Raw genomic sequence first — 16330 nt, forward strand, 5'->3', positions numbered from 1 at the left:
CCGCACACCCGCTGAACGCCCGGATGCCGGGCCGGTCGGTCAGGACGGCTCGGCAGTGAGCAGGTAGTCGTCGGCCTCGGTGCTCCACCGCAGACCCACCGCCCCTTCCGTGGCGGCGGCCTTGCAGAACTGCAAAAAGCCTCGATAGCCCAGCTTCTTCTCGCTGAAGTCCGGCCGCACCCGCCGGAGCTGGTTCTTCAGGCCGGACAGGGCCACCTCGCCGGTCTCCCCGCCGAGATCGCGAACGACGGAGCCGAGCAGCGCGAACGCCGTCTCCCGGTCACCGTGTTCCGGCAGGGAAACCTCCGGGTCGCCCTTGGCCGGGCCCTCCGCCAGCTCGATCACGCGCAGGTCGGCGAGGTGGCGCAGCAGTTCACCGAAGGTCCGGAACCCGTGGTCGGACTCGCTGAAGGTGGGATCCTTCCGCAACAGCGTCCGCTTCAACCGCGAGGCGGTCACCTCCCCGCCGGAACTGCCCTGCAGACCCGCGACGGTCTGCGCGACGAGGACGGCCAGCGCGTCGGCGTCGCGGGCCGGCTCCTCGGTCGGCGTCGTCTCGATCTCCACCTGCTCGGCGGGCTGCGGCTCCGGCTCGGGCAGCCGGGCCGGACGGCCCCGTCGCCCCCGCGTCGGCAGGATGTCGACGCCCTCCAACCGGTCGTAGTAGAGGAACTCGTCGCAAGCGGGTGGCAGCAGGGCCGAGGTGGACTTCTCCACCCCCACACCGATCACCTGCTTGTTGAGTTCGCGGAGCTTGTGCACCAGCGGCGTGAAGTCGCTGTCACCGGTGCACAGGACGAAGGTGGAGATGTAGCCGCGTTCGAAGGCCAACTCGATCGCGTCAACGGCCATCTTGATGTCGGCGGCGTTCTTACGGGTGGCGCCCATCCGCTGCGGAATCTCGATCAGCTCGACGTGCGAACGGGTCAACATCCGCCGGTCCTCGTCGAAGTACGACCAGTCGGCGTAGGCCCGCCGCACCACCACCCGGCCGCGCTCGGCCAACGCGTCGGCGATCGGCCGGAAGTCGAACATCGTCCCACCGTGGTGGTCGCGCACCCCCAGCGCCAGGTTCTCGTAGTCCAGAAACAGGGCGATCCGGTCCTCATGCTCCACCCGGGCAGCGTACGTCGTGCGACCGTGACCGGGCCGGCAGCGGTGGCACCGCGCCGCAACGGGAGCGTCACGGGCAACGGCTACCATCGCCCGATGGATCTTCGCGGCACGATCAGCCCGGACCGTCCGCTGCTCGTCCTGGCCATCGCCGAGGAGGCCGCGTACCTCGACGCGGGGCTTCCGGTGCTGCTGACCGGAATGGGCAAGGTCAACGCCGCAGCCGCCGTCGCGGCGACGCTGGCCCGCTTCCCGCTGCCGTCGGTACTGGTCAACCTCGGCACCGCGGGCGCGCTGCATCCGGGTTGGACCGGCACCCACGAGGTCGGCAGCGTCCTCCAGCACGACCTGGACACCGAGTTCATCCGCCGGCTCACCGGTCAGACCGTCGGCGCGCCGCTGGCCCTGGGCGACGGCCCGACGCTGGCCACCGGTGACCGGTTCATCGCCGACGACGAGGCCCGCTCGGCCCTGGCCCGCCGCGCTCACCTGGTGGACATGGAGGGGTACGCGGTGGCGTCGACGGCGCTTGCCTTCGGCGTACCGGTCCGCATGGTGAAGCAGGTCAGCGACGAGGCCGGTGACGGGGCTGAGCGCAGCTGGCAGGAGTCGGTGGACGGCTGCGCCAGCGTCCTCGCCGGTTGGGTGCGGGACAACCTCTGACCGTCGTGCCCGGGCGGTCCAGCGCGCATGTTCGGCGGTGAGCGGCACGTTTGACGCCGCGAGGCGCGGGTAGCCGCGCTACTGCGGCTACGGATTGGAACGGGGCATGGAGCTGTCGGCACGCACGACGATCATCATGCGGAGTGGCATCCGAGGGGTCATCGCCGCGATGGCGATGTCCGGGCTACGCCAGGCCACCACCTCCCTGAATCTCGTGCAGAGCTCGCCGCCGAAGTCGGTGATGGAGAAGCTGGTGCCCGGACTGCTCGACCGGTTGCCCGGCGATCAGCACCCGGCAGCCCTGGCGGTGGCGCACTGGAGCTACGGGCTCGGCGCCGGGCTGGCCTTCGGCGCGCTGCCCAAACGCCTCCGTCATCGGATCTGGGTCGGCCCGCTCTACGGCATGGTGCTGCTGCTCGGCTTCCACACCACCATCGCGCCGGCGCTCGGCATCGATCGGCGGTTGACCGACTGGCACGAACAGTTGGCCCTGGTCGCCGACCATCTGCTGTACGGCATCGTGGTGGCGGGCTTTCCGATGCCGCACCGGGACTGACAGCCACCCGTCCCGCACCGGCGGCACCGCGCACCCGCCGCGCCCGAGCCTGCCGACGCGCCGCACGCCACGTCGGCAGGCTCATACCAGGTCAGGCGCCGCCGGCCAGGTCCCGCCTGCGGAAGGCGGCCACGGCAGCCTGGGCAAAGGCACCCGCGAGCACGGTCAGCACCACCACCGCGACCACGCTGATGTCCTCCAGCGGGTACTCCCCCACGTGCTCGAAGGGAGACAGCCGCAGCACACCCTCGGGCAGTTCCAGGATCGGGGCGAAGTAACCGGCGATCAGCCCGTAGCCGAGCACCACCCAGATCGCCGGCAGCACTCTCGGTGCGGCCGCGTAGAGCAGGGCAGCGACCGCGAGGACCAGCCAGACCGCCGGGGTGTGCGCGAGGTGGCCGACCAACAGGTCACCGAGCAGACCCGCATCGCCGGTGCTCGCCGCCGCGCCGACACCCATGCCCACGCCGGCGACCAGCAGCAGCCACGGCACGCCGAGCGCCACGACGGCGATGTGACTGCCGATCCAGGCGGTCCGGCTGACCGATGTCGCCAGCACCGGCTCGGCCCGTCCCTCGGTCTCCTCGGCGCGCAGCGACTGCACGGCGAGTACCGCGTAGACCCCGACGACGAGCGCCATGGTCAGGCCCATCATGCCCAGGTAGCCGGCGAGCAGGTCACCGGAACCGCCACCCATGACCTCCACCAGGTCCGCGGGTGCGTCCTCGAAGCCGTCCAGCAGGGGCTGGGTGAACGAACCGTAGGCCACGCCGGCCGCCAGCAGCGCCACGCTCCAGCCGATCAGGCTGGCCCGGTGCAGCCGGAACGCGAACGCGAAGGGGCCGGCCAGCCAGCTCGCGGCCCGCGGCGACCCCGGGCGGGGCGGCACCAGGCCGGCACCGAAGTCGCGCCGCGCCGACAGGACGTAGCCGGTGACGGCGGTCACCGCCACGAAGGCCAGCGAGACGGCCAACGGCCACCAGCGGTCGTGGACGTACGCGGCGGTCTGCTGGGACCAGCCGATCGGCGACAGCCACGACAGCCAGGACGGCCCGCTGCCCTGCACCGCCGCCATGTCACCGAGGCCGCGCAACACGAACGCGGCACCGAGCGCCGCCCCGGCCATGCCAGAGGCGGCCCGCGGGTACTCCGACAACTGGACGGTGACCGCGGCGATGCCGGCGAAGGCCAGCGCCACCGCACCGACGGAAGCGCCGAACAGCATGGAGCCGCCCGGATCGAAGCCACGGCTGGCCAGCATCGCACCGACCAGCAGGGCGACAAGCACCGCCATCACGGCAGTGAGGGTCAGTGCGGCGGTCAGTTGGGCGTGCCGACCGACCACATTGGCGCGGATCAGTTCGGCCCGACCGGTCCGCTCCTCGGTCCGGGTGTGCCGGACCACGGTGAGCAGGCCCATCAGACCGGCGCCGATCAGCACGTAGAGGCCGTACTGGCCGGCGAGGAAGCGTTCGATGGTCAGGTCGTCGAAACCGAAGCCGGGTCCACCGAACAGGGCTCCGGCGGGGCTGCTGGTGAAGGCGGTCAGCCCCGCCAGGTCCTCCGGAGTCTGCGCGATGGTGTCCAGCGCGGCGGCGAAGTACGTCATCAGCAGCGGCAGACCGAGCGTCCAGGCGGGCAGTCGGATCCGGTCACGGCGCAGCATGAACCGCAGCAGACTGCCGGTCCCGGTGACGGCGGTGCCCGTGCCCGCGCCGGCCGGTGCCGCGCGGTCGAGCGTCGTCGCGGTCATCACGCCACCTTCCCGGCACCGTTGCCGACGAGCTGGTCACCGTAGTGCCGCAGCAGTAGCTGCTCCAGCGTCGGCGGCCGGACGGTCAGTCCCTGCACACCGAGGTCACCCAGTTCGCGTACCACGACGGCGAGTTGGTCGCCGTCGACCTCGAAGCGGACCTGTCCGTCGTCGGTGCGCAGACCGTGCACGCCGGCCAGGTTGGCCAGGCCGTCGGCCGGCCGGTCGGTGACGGCCTCGACGGAGGTACGGGTGAGGTGGCGCAACTCGGTGAGCGAGCCGGTCTCGACGATCTTTCCCTGCCGGATGATCGAGATCTGGTCGGCGAGCACCTCGACCTGGGCGAGGATGTGGCTGGACAGCAGCACGGTGCGCCCGGCTTCCTTGACCTCGCGGATGCAGTCCTGGAACACCGCCTCCATCAACGGGTCCAGCCCGGCGGTCGGCTCGTCGAGCAGGAGCAGCTCGACGTCGCTGGCCAGTGCCGCGATCAGTGCCACCTTCTGCCGGTTGCCCTTGGAGTAGGTGCGGCCCTTCTTGCTCGGGTCCAGGTCGAAGCGCTGGCACAGCTCGTCCCGGCGGACCGGGTCGGTGCCGCCGCGCAGCCGGGCGAACAGGTCGATCGCCTCGCCACCGGTGAGGTTGGGCCACAGCTCCACGTCGCCGGGCACGTAGGCGAGCCGCCGGTGCAGGGCAACCGCGTCGGCCCAGGGGTCGCCACCGAGCAGCCGGGCCTGGCCGCCGTCGGCGCGCAGCAGTCCGAGCAGGATCCGGATGGTGGTGGACTTGCCGGCGCCGTTGGGGCCGAGGAAGCCGTGCACGGTGCCGGGGTCGACCCGCAGGTCGAGTCCGTCCAGTGCCTTGACCCGGCCGAAGGACTTGTCGAGGTGGTGGATGTCGATGGCAGCAGTCATGGTCGTTGACCTCATTCGAGGTAGCCCGGGGCGTCCCGGGGTGCGATGTGATCGATCAACGGATCCGGGGGCACGCCACCCGGGATCCGGTGCGGTTCGCGCTGGTGCGCGGAGGAGTGGGCCACGCCGCGGCGTGGTGGCGGTTCAGCTCGCCGTACCGTCCCGGTCGGCAGCGTTCGATGCGGCCGGCGGCGGATCCGGCACGTACATCAGGTATTCGTCGAGCATCGACCGGTCGACGAGCAACCCCTCGGTGAACAGTTCCAGCGCCGGCAGGGCGAGTTCCTCCATGTAGCGGCGGAACAGGACGGGGAACTTCTCCGGCTCCGCGTCGGCGCCGTGCAAGGTGAACCAGAGCAGCATGCTGCCGGTCGCCTGGTAGGCCAGGTAACGGGTGCGGGCGGCCCGGTCACGGCTGGGCCGCACCACCCCGGCCGCCTCCCCCGCCGACAGGTACGCCTCGGCGTCGCTGATCATGTGCTCGATCAGCTGCGCCGCCAACTCCCCACCGGCCTGCATGCTGCGCAGCAGGTACTGCACCATCGGCGCGAACTGCTCGACCTGGGCCATCTGCGCCAGCAGCATCGTCCCGCTGCCGTCGGTGAGCGCCTTCTTCTTCTCCCGGCGCATGACCTCCAGCACCTGCTCGTCGCAGGCGCGGCGCAGCCCGTCCTTCGAGCCGAAGTGATGAACGATCAGACCGGCGGTCACCCCGGCGTCCGCGGCGATGGTGCGCAGCCCGACCCGGAAACCGTCGCGGGCGAACCGCGCGATGGCGGCGTCACGGATGCGGATCGCGGTGGCCAACTCGCCGCCGCGCTCCTCCGAAGCTCCGCCCCAGGACGTCACGACACCAGATTAAACACTCGTTCAACCACTCGGCAAGCCCCGCCGGCCGCAATCCTGCGAGGAGCCTGAGAATGACCTGATGACCTCGCTCACCATCCGCGAACGCCAGCCGGCCGACCTGCCCGGATGCGTCGACCTGCCCCTCGGCGATGCTCAGTCGGGCTCGGGGGCGGGGATCTCGCGGAGGCCGCTGTGGTCGAGGCGCAGCCACCGGTCTACGCCGATGTCACGCAGGAAGCGTTCATCGTGGCTGACCACCACGAACGCGCCCCGGTAGGCGTGCAACGCGTTCTCCAGCTGACTGACGCTGACCAGGTCGAGGTTGTTCGTGGGCTCGTCGAGCAGCAGCAGGTGCGGCGCCGGCTGGGCGTACAGGACACTGGCCAGGGTGGCGCGCAGGCGTTCACCGCCGGAGAGGACGCCGACCGGTAGCTGGGCGCGGGCCCCCCGGAACAGAAACCGGGCCAGCAGGTTCATCCGCTCCGACTGCGGGCGGTCCGGGGCGTACGCGGTGAGGTTCTCCAGCACGGTGCGGTCCACGTCGAGCAGGTCCAGCCGCTGCGACAGGTACGCCACCCGGCCGTCGGCCCGACGCACCTGCCCGCCCTCCGGATCCAGGTCACCGAGGAGCAGGCGCAGCAGGGTGGACTTGCCGACACCGTTGGGGCCGGTCAACGCGATCCGCTCCGGGCCTCGGATGGTCAGATCGACGCCGTCCCCGGCGAACAGCGCCCGGCCGTCGTACCGGACCTGCATCCGCTGCCCCTCGACCAGAGTCCGGCCGGCCGGGACGTCGGTCTCCGGCAGCTCCAACGCCAGCGTCTGATCGTCCCGCAGCGCCCGGCCGGCCTGGTCGAGCCGGGACTGCGCGTCGCTGACCCGGCTGGCATGCGCCTGCTGGGCCCGACCCGCGGACTCCTGGGCACTGCGCTTGAGCCCACCGGCCACGATGCGCGCCAGGCCCGCGTTGCCGAGGTTGCGGGCCGCGTTGCCGGCTCGCCGCTCGGCGCGTTCACGGGCCTGCTGCATCTCCCGCTTCTCCCGCTTGACCTCCAGCTCTGCGCTGCGGACCTGACGCTCCGCCAGCTCCCGGGCAGCCCGGGACGCCTCCTCGTAGGCGGTGAAGTTTCCGCCGAACATGCGCAGTTGCCCGTCGTCGAGTTCGGCGATGCGATCCATCCGGTCCAGCAGCATCCGGTCGTGGCTGACCAGCAGCAGGCAGCCGGACCAGTTCTCCAGCACCGTGTACAGCCGGTGCCGGGCGTCGATGTCGAGGTTGTTTGTCGGCTCGTCCAGCAGCAGCACGTCGGGACGCCGCAGCAGTTGGGCGGCCAGGCCGAGGGAAACGACCTGCCCACCGCTGAGGGTGTGCAGGCGACGCTCCAACGCCACCTCGCCCAGGCCCAGGCGGTCGAGTTCGGCGCGACTGCGCTCCTCGACGTCCCAGTCGTCACCGACCGCGGCGAAGTTCTCCTCGCTGGCGTCGCCGGCCTCGATCGCCCGCAACGCGGTCAACGCCGGGGCGACGCCCAGCACCTCCGCCACGGTCAGGTCACCGGCGAACGGAAGGTTCTGCGGCAGGTAGCCGAGCGCCCCCTCGACCGTCACGCCGCCCCCGGTGGGTACGAGATCGCCGGCGATCAGGCGCAACAGCGTCGACTTGCCGGCGCCGTTCGGCGCGACCAGGCCGGTGCGGCCCGGCGGCACGGTGAATGACAGGTCCTGGAAGACCGGGGTGTCGTCGGGCCAGGAAAAGGACAGGTTGGTACACACGACGCAGTCGTCGGACATCGGAGAAGACCTCAGCTGGGAAGCCGGGGACACAACGCCCCGGGCAGGCAGACAGGGACACGACACGACAGGCCGCCGTCACCCGGCGGCAGGGCTGCTCACCCTGAGATGTCGTCGTCCCCCGAAAGCATGCCGAGCGCTCCTCGCTCCGTACCTGGCGGTTGATCCGCAGGGCAAGCCTAGCAAGCGCCCGTCCGGTCGGCACCGAACCGGCACACACCCGCCGAGCCCCGAACCTCGGCGGGTGTCCACCGATCAGGACCGGACTCGGTCCCGCACCCGGAGGTACAGCAGCGCCGCCCCGGTCACCGCCACCGGCCAGAGCAGGTAGAGACCGGTCATGGCCAGGAGGACCAGCACCACGCCGATGGTCGCGGCGGCGGCGTACCAGGCGGCGCTGCGGCGAGGCAGCAGCCGCAGCGCCGCCGCGACACCGACCACGTAGACGGTGATGAAGGAGCCGGTGGTGAGCAGCACCAGCGGGTGGGTACCGAGGCCGGTGACCAGTACCGTGCCCAGCGCGAGAAACGCCAGGGTGGCGGTGACGAGGAGGCTGCGGCGGGGCACCTCGCCGGCCACGCTGCCCCGGGCGAGCCAGTCGGGCAACGCACCGTCGCGGCCGAGCGCCGCACCGAGCTTCGCCGCTCCGGCGTAGTAGGCGTTCATCGCACCGAAGGTCAGCAGCAACGCAGCCGCGGCGACCAACCAGCGGGCGTCGCCGCCGAGCGCGACCGCGAACAACTCGCCCAGCGGCGCCGCGGACCCCGCCGCCGCCGTGCCGAGCACGGCGACGGTCGCGAAGGCCACCGCCAGGTACAACGCGCCGACCACGACGACCGCTGCGGCCGTGGCTCGGGGAAGATCCCGGTCGGGACGGCGGAACTCGCCGGTCAGGTGGGTGATCGCCTCCCAGCCGACGAAGCTCCACATCAGCAGCGCCGCCGCGGGGCCGACGGCTGGCAGGCCGTGCGGGGCGAAGGGCGTGAGATTCGCGGCGTCCGCGTGCGGCAGCGACAACAGCACCGCCAGCAGCAGGAACGCGACAAGCGCTCCGGCGAGCGCGAGCTGCACCCGCCCGGCGAGCTGCACACCGGCGTGGTTGGTGGCGGTGACCGCGACCATCAGCAGCGCCGCCGTGACCGCGATGGTCGGCGTACCGCCGCCGACCGCCGCCTCGACGTAGGCGGCGCCGAACAGCGCCGCCGCGGATGCGCCCGGCGGCACCGCGAAGTAGAAACACCACCCGACGACGGCCGCCGCCCGCGGTCCGAAAGCCATCCGGGCGTACGTCGACACGCCACCGGCGTCCGGGTGACGGGAACCGAGTGCGGCGAACGTGGCCGCCAGTGGAGCGGAGACGATCACGAGCAGCAGCCAGGCGAGCAGCGAGGCGGGGCCGGCGGCCTCGGCCGCCAGCGCAGGCAACGCGATCACGCCGGTACCCAGTACGGCACCGACGTAGAGAGCGGTGCCCTGGGCGGCGGTCAGCCGACCGCCGGTCACCGGCGTGGCACGGGTCTGCGTCATGTGATCACCGTCGTCCAGGCCGGCCGACCGGGACAACAGGATTGACGCCGAACTGCGTTAGATTCCTGCCATGCGTCCGCACGTCGTCGCGGTGGCGGTGAGCGACAACCTGCCGATCTTCGAGCTGGCGGTTCCGCAGGAGGTGTTCGGCACCGACCGACGGGACATCGTCGACCCGTGGTACGAGATGCGCCTGTGCGCGGCCGAGCCAGGCCCGCTGCGTACCACCGCTGGCTCGTGGCTCGACCCCGCGTACGGCCTGGACGATCTGGTCGAGGCCGACACCGTGCTGGTGCCCGGTTGCGCCCGACCGACCCAGGTCAGTCCCCCGGCAGAGCTGGTCGAGGCGCTGCGCATCGCGTACGCGCGGGGCAGCCGCATCGTCGGCATCTGCACCGGCGCGTACCCGATCGCCGCAGCCGGCCTGCTCGACGGTCGCCGCGCCACCACGCACTGGATGAACGCGCAGGACTTCGCCGGCCGGTTCCCGCTGGTCGACCTCGACCCCCGGGTGCTGTACGTGGCGGAGGACAACATCTTCACCTCGGCCGGCACGGCCGCCGCCATCGATCTGTGCCTGCACCTGGTGCGGCTGGACCACGGTGCCGCGGTAGCAGCCGAGGTGGCCCGGCGGATGGTGGTGGCGCCGCAGCGGGGCGCCGACCACACCCAGTATCCGGCGCCGCCGGTGCGGGGAGTCTCCCCGGCCGACCTGAGCCCGGTGCTGGAGTGGGCTCGGCAACGCCTCGACCGGCCGCTGTCAGTCAACGACCTGGCCCGCGCGGCCAGCCTGAGCCCGCGCACCCTGGCCCGCCGGTTCCGCGACTCGCTCGGTACCACGCCGTTGCAGTGGCTGTTGGAGCAGCGGGTCCGGCTGGCACAGGAGTTGCTGGAGACCACCGAGGATCCGATCGAGCGGATCGCTCACCGTACCGGCTTCGGCAGCGGCGCCAACCTGCGCCAGCACTTCGGCCGGATCAGCGGGATGACCCCGCAGACCTACCGGCACGTCTTCCGGTACCGGGTCGGCGCGTCTGCCCGCCCGACGGTGCCGCACCGGCCGGCCGGTCAACCACTCCGGTAGCTCTGGCCGCTGCCGATTCATCAGTCACCACCGCTGCGTCGTTACCGGAAACTTCCGGAAGTTGTGGTCACCACGGCGGTCTCGGCATAGCATGCACGCGCTTGAATCCGTCCGAAGGGCCACGTCAGACACACCCCGCCAGCACCGATATAAAGTAGAGGGATTTCGATGCGCCTCTGGAACCTCTCCCATCGATCACGACGCCGATCCCGAACCGTCGCGCTGCTCTGCTCCGCAGCGCTCGTCGCCGCGGTCGCCGTGGCACCCGCGCCGGCGGCAGCCGCCGAGATCGTCCTCGCCAACGACTTCGAGTCCGGCTCGTACGCACCGTGGGGACCGCGCGGCGACATCACCCTCGCCATCGCCGACGAGGGACACGAAAGCGACAGCAGCCTGTCGGTCACCGGCCGTACGGCGAACTGGCAGGGCCCGGCGACGAGCGCGACGGCGCTGTTCCGGCCCGGTACGCAGTACTCGGTCACCGCCTGGGTGAAACTGCCCGCCGGCACCGAGGGCACCGCGGGAGTGCACTTCACCGTCGAGGCGACCCCGGCCGACGGCGGTGACAACACCTACACCTGGATCGGCGGCGACGTCCCCACCACCGCCGACAGCTGGGTGCAGATCGGCGGCACCTACACGCTGCCCGACGGGCTCAGCGCCGCCACCGTCTACGTCGAGGCGGCGGAGAGCACCCCGTTCCTCCTGGACGACGTCCTGATCACCGGACCGGACGGCGAACCGGGCGGACCTGAGCCCGGCACCGTCGTCATCGACACCGACTTCGAGGACGGGCTGGACGGCTGGGGTCCGCGCGACAGCGGCGCGGGCGCCCCGACGGTCGAGATCAGCGACGTCGCACACGGCGGCACGGCCGCGGCGCTGGTCAGCGACCGGGTCAACCAGGTTGCCGGCCTCGGGCGTGACGTCACCGGCCTGTTCGAAGCGGGCGTCACCTACGAGTTCAGCGCCTGGCTGCGGTTCGCCGACGGCCAGCCGACCGACCAGATCTGGCTCAGCCTGGCCAGCACCTCCGGCGGCAGCCAGTCGTTCAGCACCCTCGCCCAGTTCGAGTCCGTCACCAACACCGGCTGGACCGAGGTGAGCGCCCGGTTCACCATGCCCGCCTCGGACGAGGCGTCGCTCTACTTCGAGACCCGCTGGGAGGGCGCGGACGTGGCCGGCAACACCAGCGACTTCCTGGTCGACGACATCGTCGTCCGGGTGCCGGAGCCGCCGGTCATCGAAGATCTCACCGGGGTCCACGAGACCACCGACTTCCCGGTCGGCGTGGCCATCGACGCCCGGGAGACCGTCGGCGGCGCCGCCGAGTTGCTGAACCGGCACTTCAACCAGGTCACGCACGAGAACCACATGAAGCCCGAGGCCTGGTACGACGACGAACGCACCTTCCGACCGCACGAGCAGGCGCTCGCGGTGATGGACTTCGCCCGTGACAACGACCTGCGCGTCTACGGTCACGTGCTGGTCTGGCACAGCCAGACCCCGGCCTGGTTCTTCCAGGACGCGGACGGCCAGCCGCTGACCACGTCGGCGGAACACCAGCAGCTGCTGCGCGACCGCCTCCGTACCCACATTTTCGACGTCGCCGAATCACTGTCCGAGCGGTACGGCCCGTTCGGCTCCCCCACCAACCCGCTGTACGCCTGGGACGTGGTCAACGAGGTGATCAGCGACAGCGGCGAGTACGCCGACGGCCTGCGCCGCAGCGAGTGGTACCGGATTCTCGGCGAGAACTTCATCGACCTGTCGTTCGAGTACGCGCACGAGGCGTTCAACGACGTCCACGCCGTACCCGACAGCGACCCGGTCACCCTGTTCATCAACGACTACAACACCGAGCAGAGCGGCAAGCAGGCCCGCTACCGGGCGCTGGTGCAGCGGCTGGTCGACCGCGACGTGCCGATCGACGGGGTGGGGCACCAGTTCCACGTCTCGCTGGCCACGCCGGTCAGCAGCCTGGAGGCCACGTTGGACGCCTTCGCCGGGCTGCCGCTGACCCAGGCCGTCACCGAACTCGACGTCACCACCGGCACCCCGGTGACCCAGGCGCGGCTGATCGAGCAGGGCTACTTCTACCGGGACGCCTTCCGGATCTTCCGGGAGCACACCGACGACCTGTTCGCCGTCACGGTGTGGGGCCTCACCGACGGCCGATCGTGGCGGTCGGCCAACGCGCCGCTGCTGTTCGACGACAACCTGCGGGCCAAGCCCGCCTACTACGGGGCGGTGGACGGCGACCTGCCGGCACGCCTGCGCACGGCCAACGTCTTCGCCGGTGACGTGGCCCTCACGGCCGCCGCGCCGAAGGACCTGACCTGGCGCAAACTGCCCCTGCACACGATCGAGGAGACGGCCGGGTTCCAGTTGCGCTGGGCGCCGGACCACCTGACCGCGTACGTCACGGTCGACGACGCCACGGTCTCCGACGACGACCAGGTCACCTTCGCCCTGGGCGACGAGACCTACCGGGTCTCCCGCGACGGCAGCGGCGACGTGCCGGCCGTGGCGGCCGAGCGGGACGACGGCTATCACCTGGTCGCCCACCTGCCGCTGGTCGACGCCGCCGAGGGCGAGACCCGCACCTTCGACGTGCGGGTGACCGACAACGGCACCACCTCCGGCTGGAACACTCCGGGCGCCGTTGGCACCCTGAGCCTGGTGGAGGAACTGTCGTACCTGGAGGTACGGGAGACGGGCACCGCGCCGGTCATCGACGGCACGGTGGATGCCGGCTGGGCCCAGGCCACGTCGGTCACCACCGCCAAGCAGGTTTCCGGCACCGACGGCGCGACGGCGAACGTCCGTACCCTCTGGCGGGGCCAGACGCTGTACGTGCTGGCCGAGGTCACCGACCCGGTGGTGGACGTCTCCGGCTCCGACCCGTGGACCCAGGACTCGGTCGAGATCTACGTCGACGCCGGCAACGCCAAGAACGGCCCGTTCCGCTACGACGACACCCAGATCCGCATCAACGCCGACAACGTCGTGTCGTTCGGCACCGGTGACGAGGCGTTCCAGGCCGGGCGGCTGGAGAGCGCCGCCGTGCGTACCGAGACCGGCTACACCGTCGAGGCGGCGATCAGCCTGCTCGAATACGGTGGTCTCGGCACGTTCCACGGCCTGGACTTCCAGGTCAACGACGCCTCCGACGGCGCACGTACCTCGATCCGCAACTGGGCCGAGCAGAACGGCGAGGGTTACCAGACCACCGCCCGTTGGGGGGTGGGTCGGCTGGTCGCCGGTTCCAACGTGGAGATCACGATGGAGCGGATCGCCCGCTGGAACTCCGACAGCGGCGGCGGCTACTGCGCCACCATCACCGCCACCAACAACGGCGACAAGTCGGTCGAGTGGACCGCGGTGGTCGATCTGGAGGGTGACATCTACACCGCGTGGAACTTCAAGCGGGAGCGGCTGGCTGACGGCAGCTACCGGATCAAGGGGGTGAGCTGGAACCGGACACTGGCCGCCGGCGCCAGCACCTTCAGCGTCGGGTACTGCGCCAACCTGTGACACCCGGCCCGGGCCACGTCGGCTGACCACGCTGACGGGCCGGGGCCGGTGAGGTAGCGCCGGTGGTGGCCACCGCCCGCTCAGGGCGGTGGCCACCACCGGTCAGACGGCGCGGGCGATGCAGATGCGGGCGTCGAGCCGGGGCCCGGCCTCGTAGATCATGTACGAGACGCCACCGTCGGTGCCGAAGGCCGGCGCGGCGACCCGACCGTTGTCCGAGGGGATCGGGGCGTGGAAGACCCCGAGGTGCACCTCCCGGTCGAAGTTGTTGCCGACCTCGGTGAGCCGGATCCGTCCGTCGTTGCCGTGGTAGGCGACGTAGCTGGTGCCGTTGCGCTTGAGCAGGTGCGGGCTGGAGATGTCGGTCAACCCGTCGCCAGCCGGCGAGATCAGCGGGTTCGGGGCGAACTGCCACTGGTCCCAGCCATTGGGTGACCAACCCCAGAAAATCTTGCGGGTGCCGGGGCCGACGGTGTGCGCGCCCATGAAGAGCATGACGTACTTGTTGTTCTTCCCGGCGACGGAGTGTTCGAAGACCCGGGCGTACGAGGTCTCGGTGGTGTTCGGCACCAGCCGGGTGCTCAGGATCGGCGTCTCGTTGGTGAAGGTGATGCCGTCGCGGGACCGGGCCACCCGGGTGGTGAAGTTCTCCCCGTGGAAGTAGAGAAAGAACTCCCTGGTGGAGGCGTTCCACACCACGTGCGGTGAGGAGACGTGGCTGACCGTGGTGGTGGGCAGCACCCGGTCGACGATCGGGTTCCCGGGGTGCTCGGTGTAGGGGCCTTCGAGCCGGTCGGCGTAGGCCAGGCAGATGCCGCCGGGCGCGTCGTGCGGGGCGTAGTAGAGGTAGTACCGCCCCCGAGCACCGGAGATCTTGTCGTAGACCCCGCGTACGCAGGGAAAGATCATCTCGCCGGTCGGGTCGTAGCGCAGCGGCCCGGCGAACGCGTCGCGGACGTACCGGTAGCTGGGGAAGCCGGCCGGGCCGGCGAGGGCGGGAGCGGCGGCGAGGGTGCCGCCGAGCGCGGTACCGGCGGCCGTGGCGGTGCCGATCAGGGCGGCGCCGCGCAGCAGGCCACGGCGGGTCACCGGGGCGGGTCGCGGTACGGACCGGTCGGGCATGCGGGTCTCCGATCGTGAGGGGGACGCTCGTCGATGGCGGAGCTGGGGATGGTGCGGGACCGCCCTGCCGGCTGGAACGCGGCGGAACGGTGGCTGGCAGGCGTGGACCGCGGACACCGCAACAATTGCCCGGTGACCGTGCGTGAGATCGGGCTCCATGCGGGAGTGAGCCTTGTGATCGATGAGTCTGAGCCCGGCGACGCGCCCGGGTCAAGGTGCTAATACGAATTATCACGGCGATTATCCGGAGAAATTTTCCGACGACAGGGGTTGACGACAGGCGGTGGCGGGTCGCAGGATTTCACACCAACGTAGCTAATGCGTATTAGCGCAGAAATGATTGGACACGGAACGTGACCGGATCGCGCAGGCGGGTGACCCAGCAGGACATCGCCCGGATGACCGGCGTCAGCCAGGCGACGGTCTCGCTGGTGCTCAACGGCCGCGACGACGGCAGCGTCCGGATCGCCCCGGAGACCCGGGAACGGGTGCTGAGCGCCATCCGGTCCACCGGGTACGTCGCCGACCCGGTGGCCCGGCGGCTCGCCGCCCGGCACAACCGGATCCTCGGCGTCTTCACCTACGAGCCGGTCTTCCCGGCCGGGACCGGCGACTTCTACCACCCGTTCCTGGTCGGTATCGAGGAGTCCGCCGAGCGCCTCGGCTGCGACCTGCTGCTGCTCACCAGCGCCCCGGTCACCGACGGCCGACGGCGAATCTTCCACGACGACAACCGGCTGCGGCTGGCCGACGGCTGCGTGCTGCTCGGTCGTTCACTGGACCGCGACGAGCTGGGCCGGCTGGTCGCCGAGGGGCAGCCGTTCGTCTCCGTCGGCCGACGCGACGACGCGGGCGGACCGGTGCCGTACGTCGGCGCGGACTACGCCGCCGCCACCGCCGACGTGGTCCGGCGCGCCCTCGACGCCGGGCACACCAGGCTGGCGTACCTCGGCCAGGGCGCCGGCCCGGAATCACACACCGACCGGTTCGCCGGCTACCGGGCCGCCCTCGACGCGGCCGGGCTGCCGACCCGGCACGAACCCACCGACCGCTCCCCCGCCGACCTGCTCGACGCGCTGCTCGACACCGGAGTCACCGCCGTGGTGGTCGAGGAGTACGCCGACGGTGTCGCGCTGGCCACCATCGCCGCCGAGCGCGGCCGGACCGTGCCCGCCGACCTGTCCATCCTCGCCCTGGGCGACCCGACCCGGCCGACCACCAGCGACCTGGAGTTCACCGGCTTCCGGATTCCCCGCCGCGAGATGGGTTGGCAGGCCGTCGAAGTGCTCACCGGGCTGCTCGCCGGAGTGCCCGGCACGGTGACCCAGCGGCTGCTGCCGTGCCAGCCGGTCGACGGCGTCACCCTCCTGCCGCCCCGGCACTGACCAGCTCACCCCCGGTCGCCGCCCCGTTGCCCGGCG

12 protein-coding genes and 1 pseudogene are annotated in these 16330 nt (G+C 71.3%); 5 read left to right on the forward strand and 8 right to left on the reverse strand.

Annotated features, from left to right (window positions below; genetic code table 11):
- Positions 1 to 39: 39 nt before the first annotated feature.
- A complete protein-coding gene (locus KBX50_RS02730; protein WP_210934275.1) occupies positions 40 to 1116 on the reverse strand; it encodes a PIN domain-containing protein in 1077 nt (358 codons plus the stop codon).
- 93 nt (positions 1117 to 1209) lie between these two features.
- Here KBX50_RS02730 and KBX50_RS02735 point away from each other — a divergent pair, with 93 nt between their 5' ends.
- Together KBX50_RS02735 and KBX50_RS02740 are read left to right on the forward strand one after the other, a co-directional pair.
- The gene (locus KBX50_RS02735; protein WP_210934276.1) at positions 1210 to 1776 is read left to right on the forward strand and encodes a nucleosidase; all 567 of its coding nucleotides are present in this window, start codon (positions 1210 to 1212) and stop codon (positions 1774 to 1776) included.
- A 106-nt stretch (positions 1777 to 1882) separates the two neighbouring features.
- A complete protein-coding gene (locus KBX50_RS02740; RefSeq protein ID WP_210934277.1) occupies positions 1883 to 2332 on the forward strand; it encodes a hypothetical protein in 450 nt (149 codons plus the stop codon).
- A gap of 91 nt (positions 2333 to 2423) precedes the next feature.
- On the opposite strand, the gene KBX50_RS02745 is transcribed toward KBX50_RS02740, so the two are convergent.
- The 6 genes and pseudogenes from KBX50_RS02745 to KBX50_RS02765 all read right to left on the reverse strand — a co-directional run bounded on the left by KBX50_RS02745 (position 2424) and on the right by KBX50_RS02765 (position 9166).
- A complete protein-coding gene (locus KBX50_RS02745; protein ID WP_210934278.1) occupies positions 2424 to 4085 on the reverse strand; it encodes an ABC transporter permease in 1662 nt (553 codons plus the stop codon).
- Positions 4085 to 4999 (reverse strand): ABC transporter ATP-binding protein, encoded by a 915-nt coding sequence (locus tag KBX50_RS02750; RefSeq protein WP_210934279.1) that lies wholly within the window; start codon positions 4997 to 4999, stop codon positions 4085 to 4087. Before KBX50_RS02750 ends, KBX50_RS02745 begins: the two co-directional genes overlap by 1 nt.
- 144 nt (positions 5000 to 5143) lie before the next feature.
- Positions 5144 to 5629, reverse strand: a complete 486-nt coding sequence (locus KBX50_RS33750; protein WP_374224564.1) for a hypothetical protein — start codon at positions 5627 to 5629, stop codon at positions 5144 to 5146.
- A gap of 33 nt (positions 5630 to 5662) precedes the next feature.
- Positions 5663 to 5848 (reverse strand): annotated as a pseudogene (locus KBX50_RS33755) (helix-turn-helix domain-containing protein); the annotation flags it as partial.
- A 153-nt stretch (positions 5849 to 6001) separates the two neighbouring features.
- Complete coding sequence (abc-f, locus tag KBX50_RS02760) at positions 6002 to 7639, reverse strand: ribosomal protection-like ABC-F family protein (protein ID WP_210934280.1); 1638 nt, start codon at positions 7637 to 7639, stop codon at positions 6002 to 6004.
- Between the two features lie 255 nt (positions 7640 to 7894).
- Complete coding sequence (locus KBX50_RS02765) at positions 7895 to 9166, reverse strand: APC family permease (RefSeq protein WP_210934281.1); 1272 nt, start codon at positions 9164 to 9166, stop codon at positions 7895 to 7897.
- A gap of 70 nt (positions 9167 to 9236) precedes the next feature.
- On the opposite strand from KBX50_RS02765, the gene KBX50_RS02770 reads away from it, so the two are divergent.
- Both KBX50_RS02770 and KBX50_RS02775 read left to right on the forward strand, forming a co-directional pair.
- Positions 9237 to 10250, forward strand: coding sequence for a GlxA family transcriptional regulator (locus KBX50_RS02770; protein WP_210934282.1), 1014 nt, complete (start codon positions 9237 to 9239; stop codon positions 10248 to 10250).
- 168 nt (positions 10251 to 10418) lie between these two features.
- The gene (locus KBX50_RS02775) at positions 10419 to 13787 is read left to right on the forward strand and encodes an endo-1,4-beta-xylanase (protein WP_210934284.1); all 3369 of its coding nucleotides are present in this window, start codon (positions 10419 to 10421) and stop codon (positions 13785 to 13787) included.
- Positions 13788 to 13889: 102 nt separating this feature from the next.
- Here KBX50_RS02775 and KBX50_RS02780 read toward each other — a convergent pair whose 3' ends face one another.
- A complete protein-coding gene (locus KBX50_RS02780) occupies positions 13890 to 14909 on the reverse strand; it encodes a hypothetical protein (RefSeq protein ID WP_210934287.1) in 1020 nt (339 codons plus the stop codon).
- Between the two features lie 374 nt (positions 14910 to 15283).
- Between KBX50_RS02780 and KBX50_RS02785 the strand changes: the two genes are divergently transcribed.
- Positions 15284 to 16294, forward strand: a complete 1011-nt coding sequence (locus tag KBX50_RS02785; RefSeq protein WP_307870810.1) for a LacI family DNA-binding transcriptional regulator — start codon at positions 15284 to 15286, stop codon at positions 16292 to 16294.
- Positions 16295 to 16330: the final 36 nt, after the last annotated feature.

Source organism: Micromonospora sp. C51 (assembly GCF_018070435.1).
GTDB lineage: Bacteria > Actinomycetota > Actinomycetes > Mycobacteriales > Micromonosporaceae > Micromonospora > Micromonospora sediminimaris.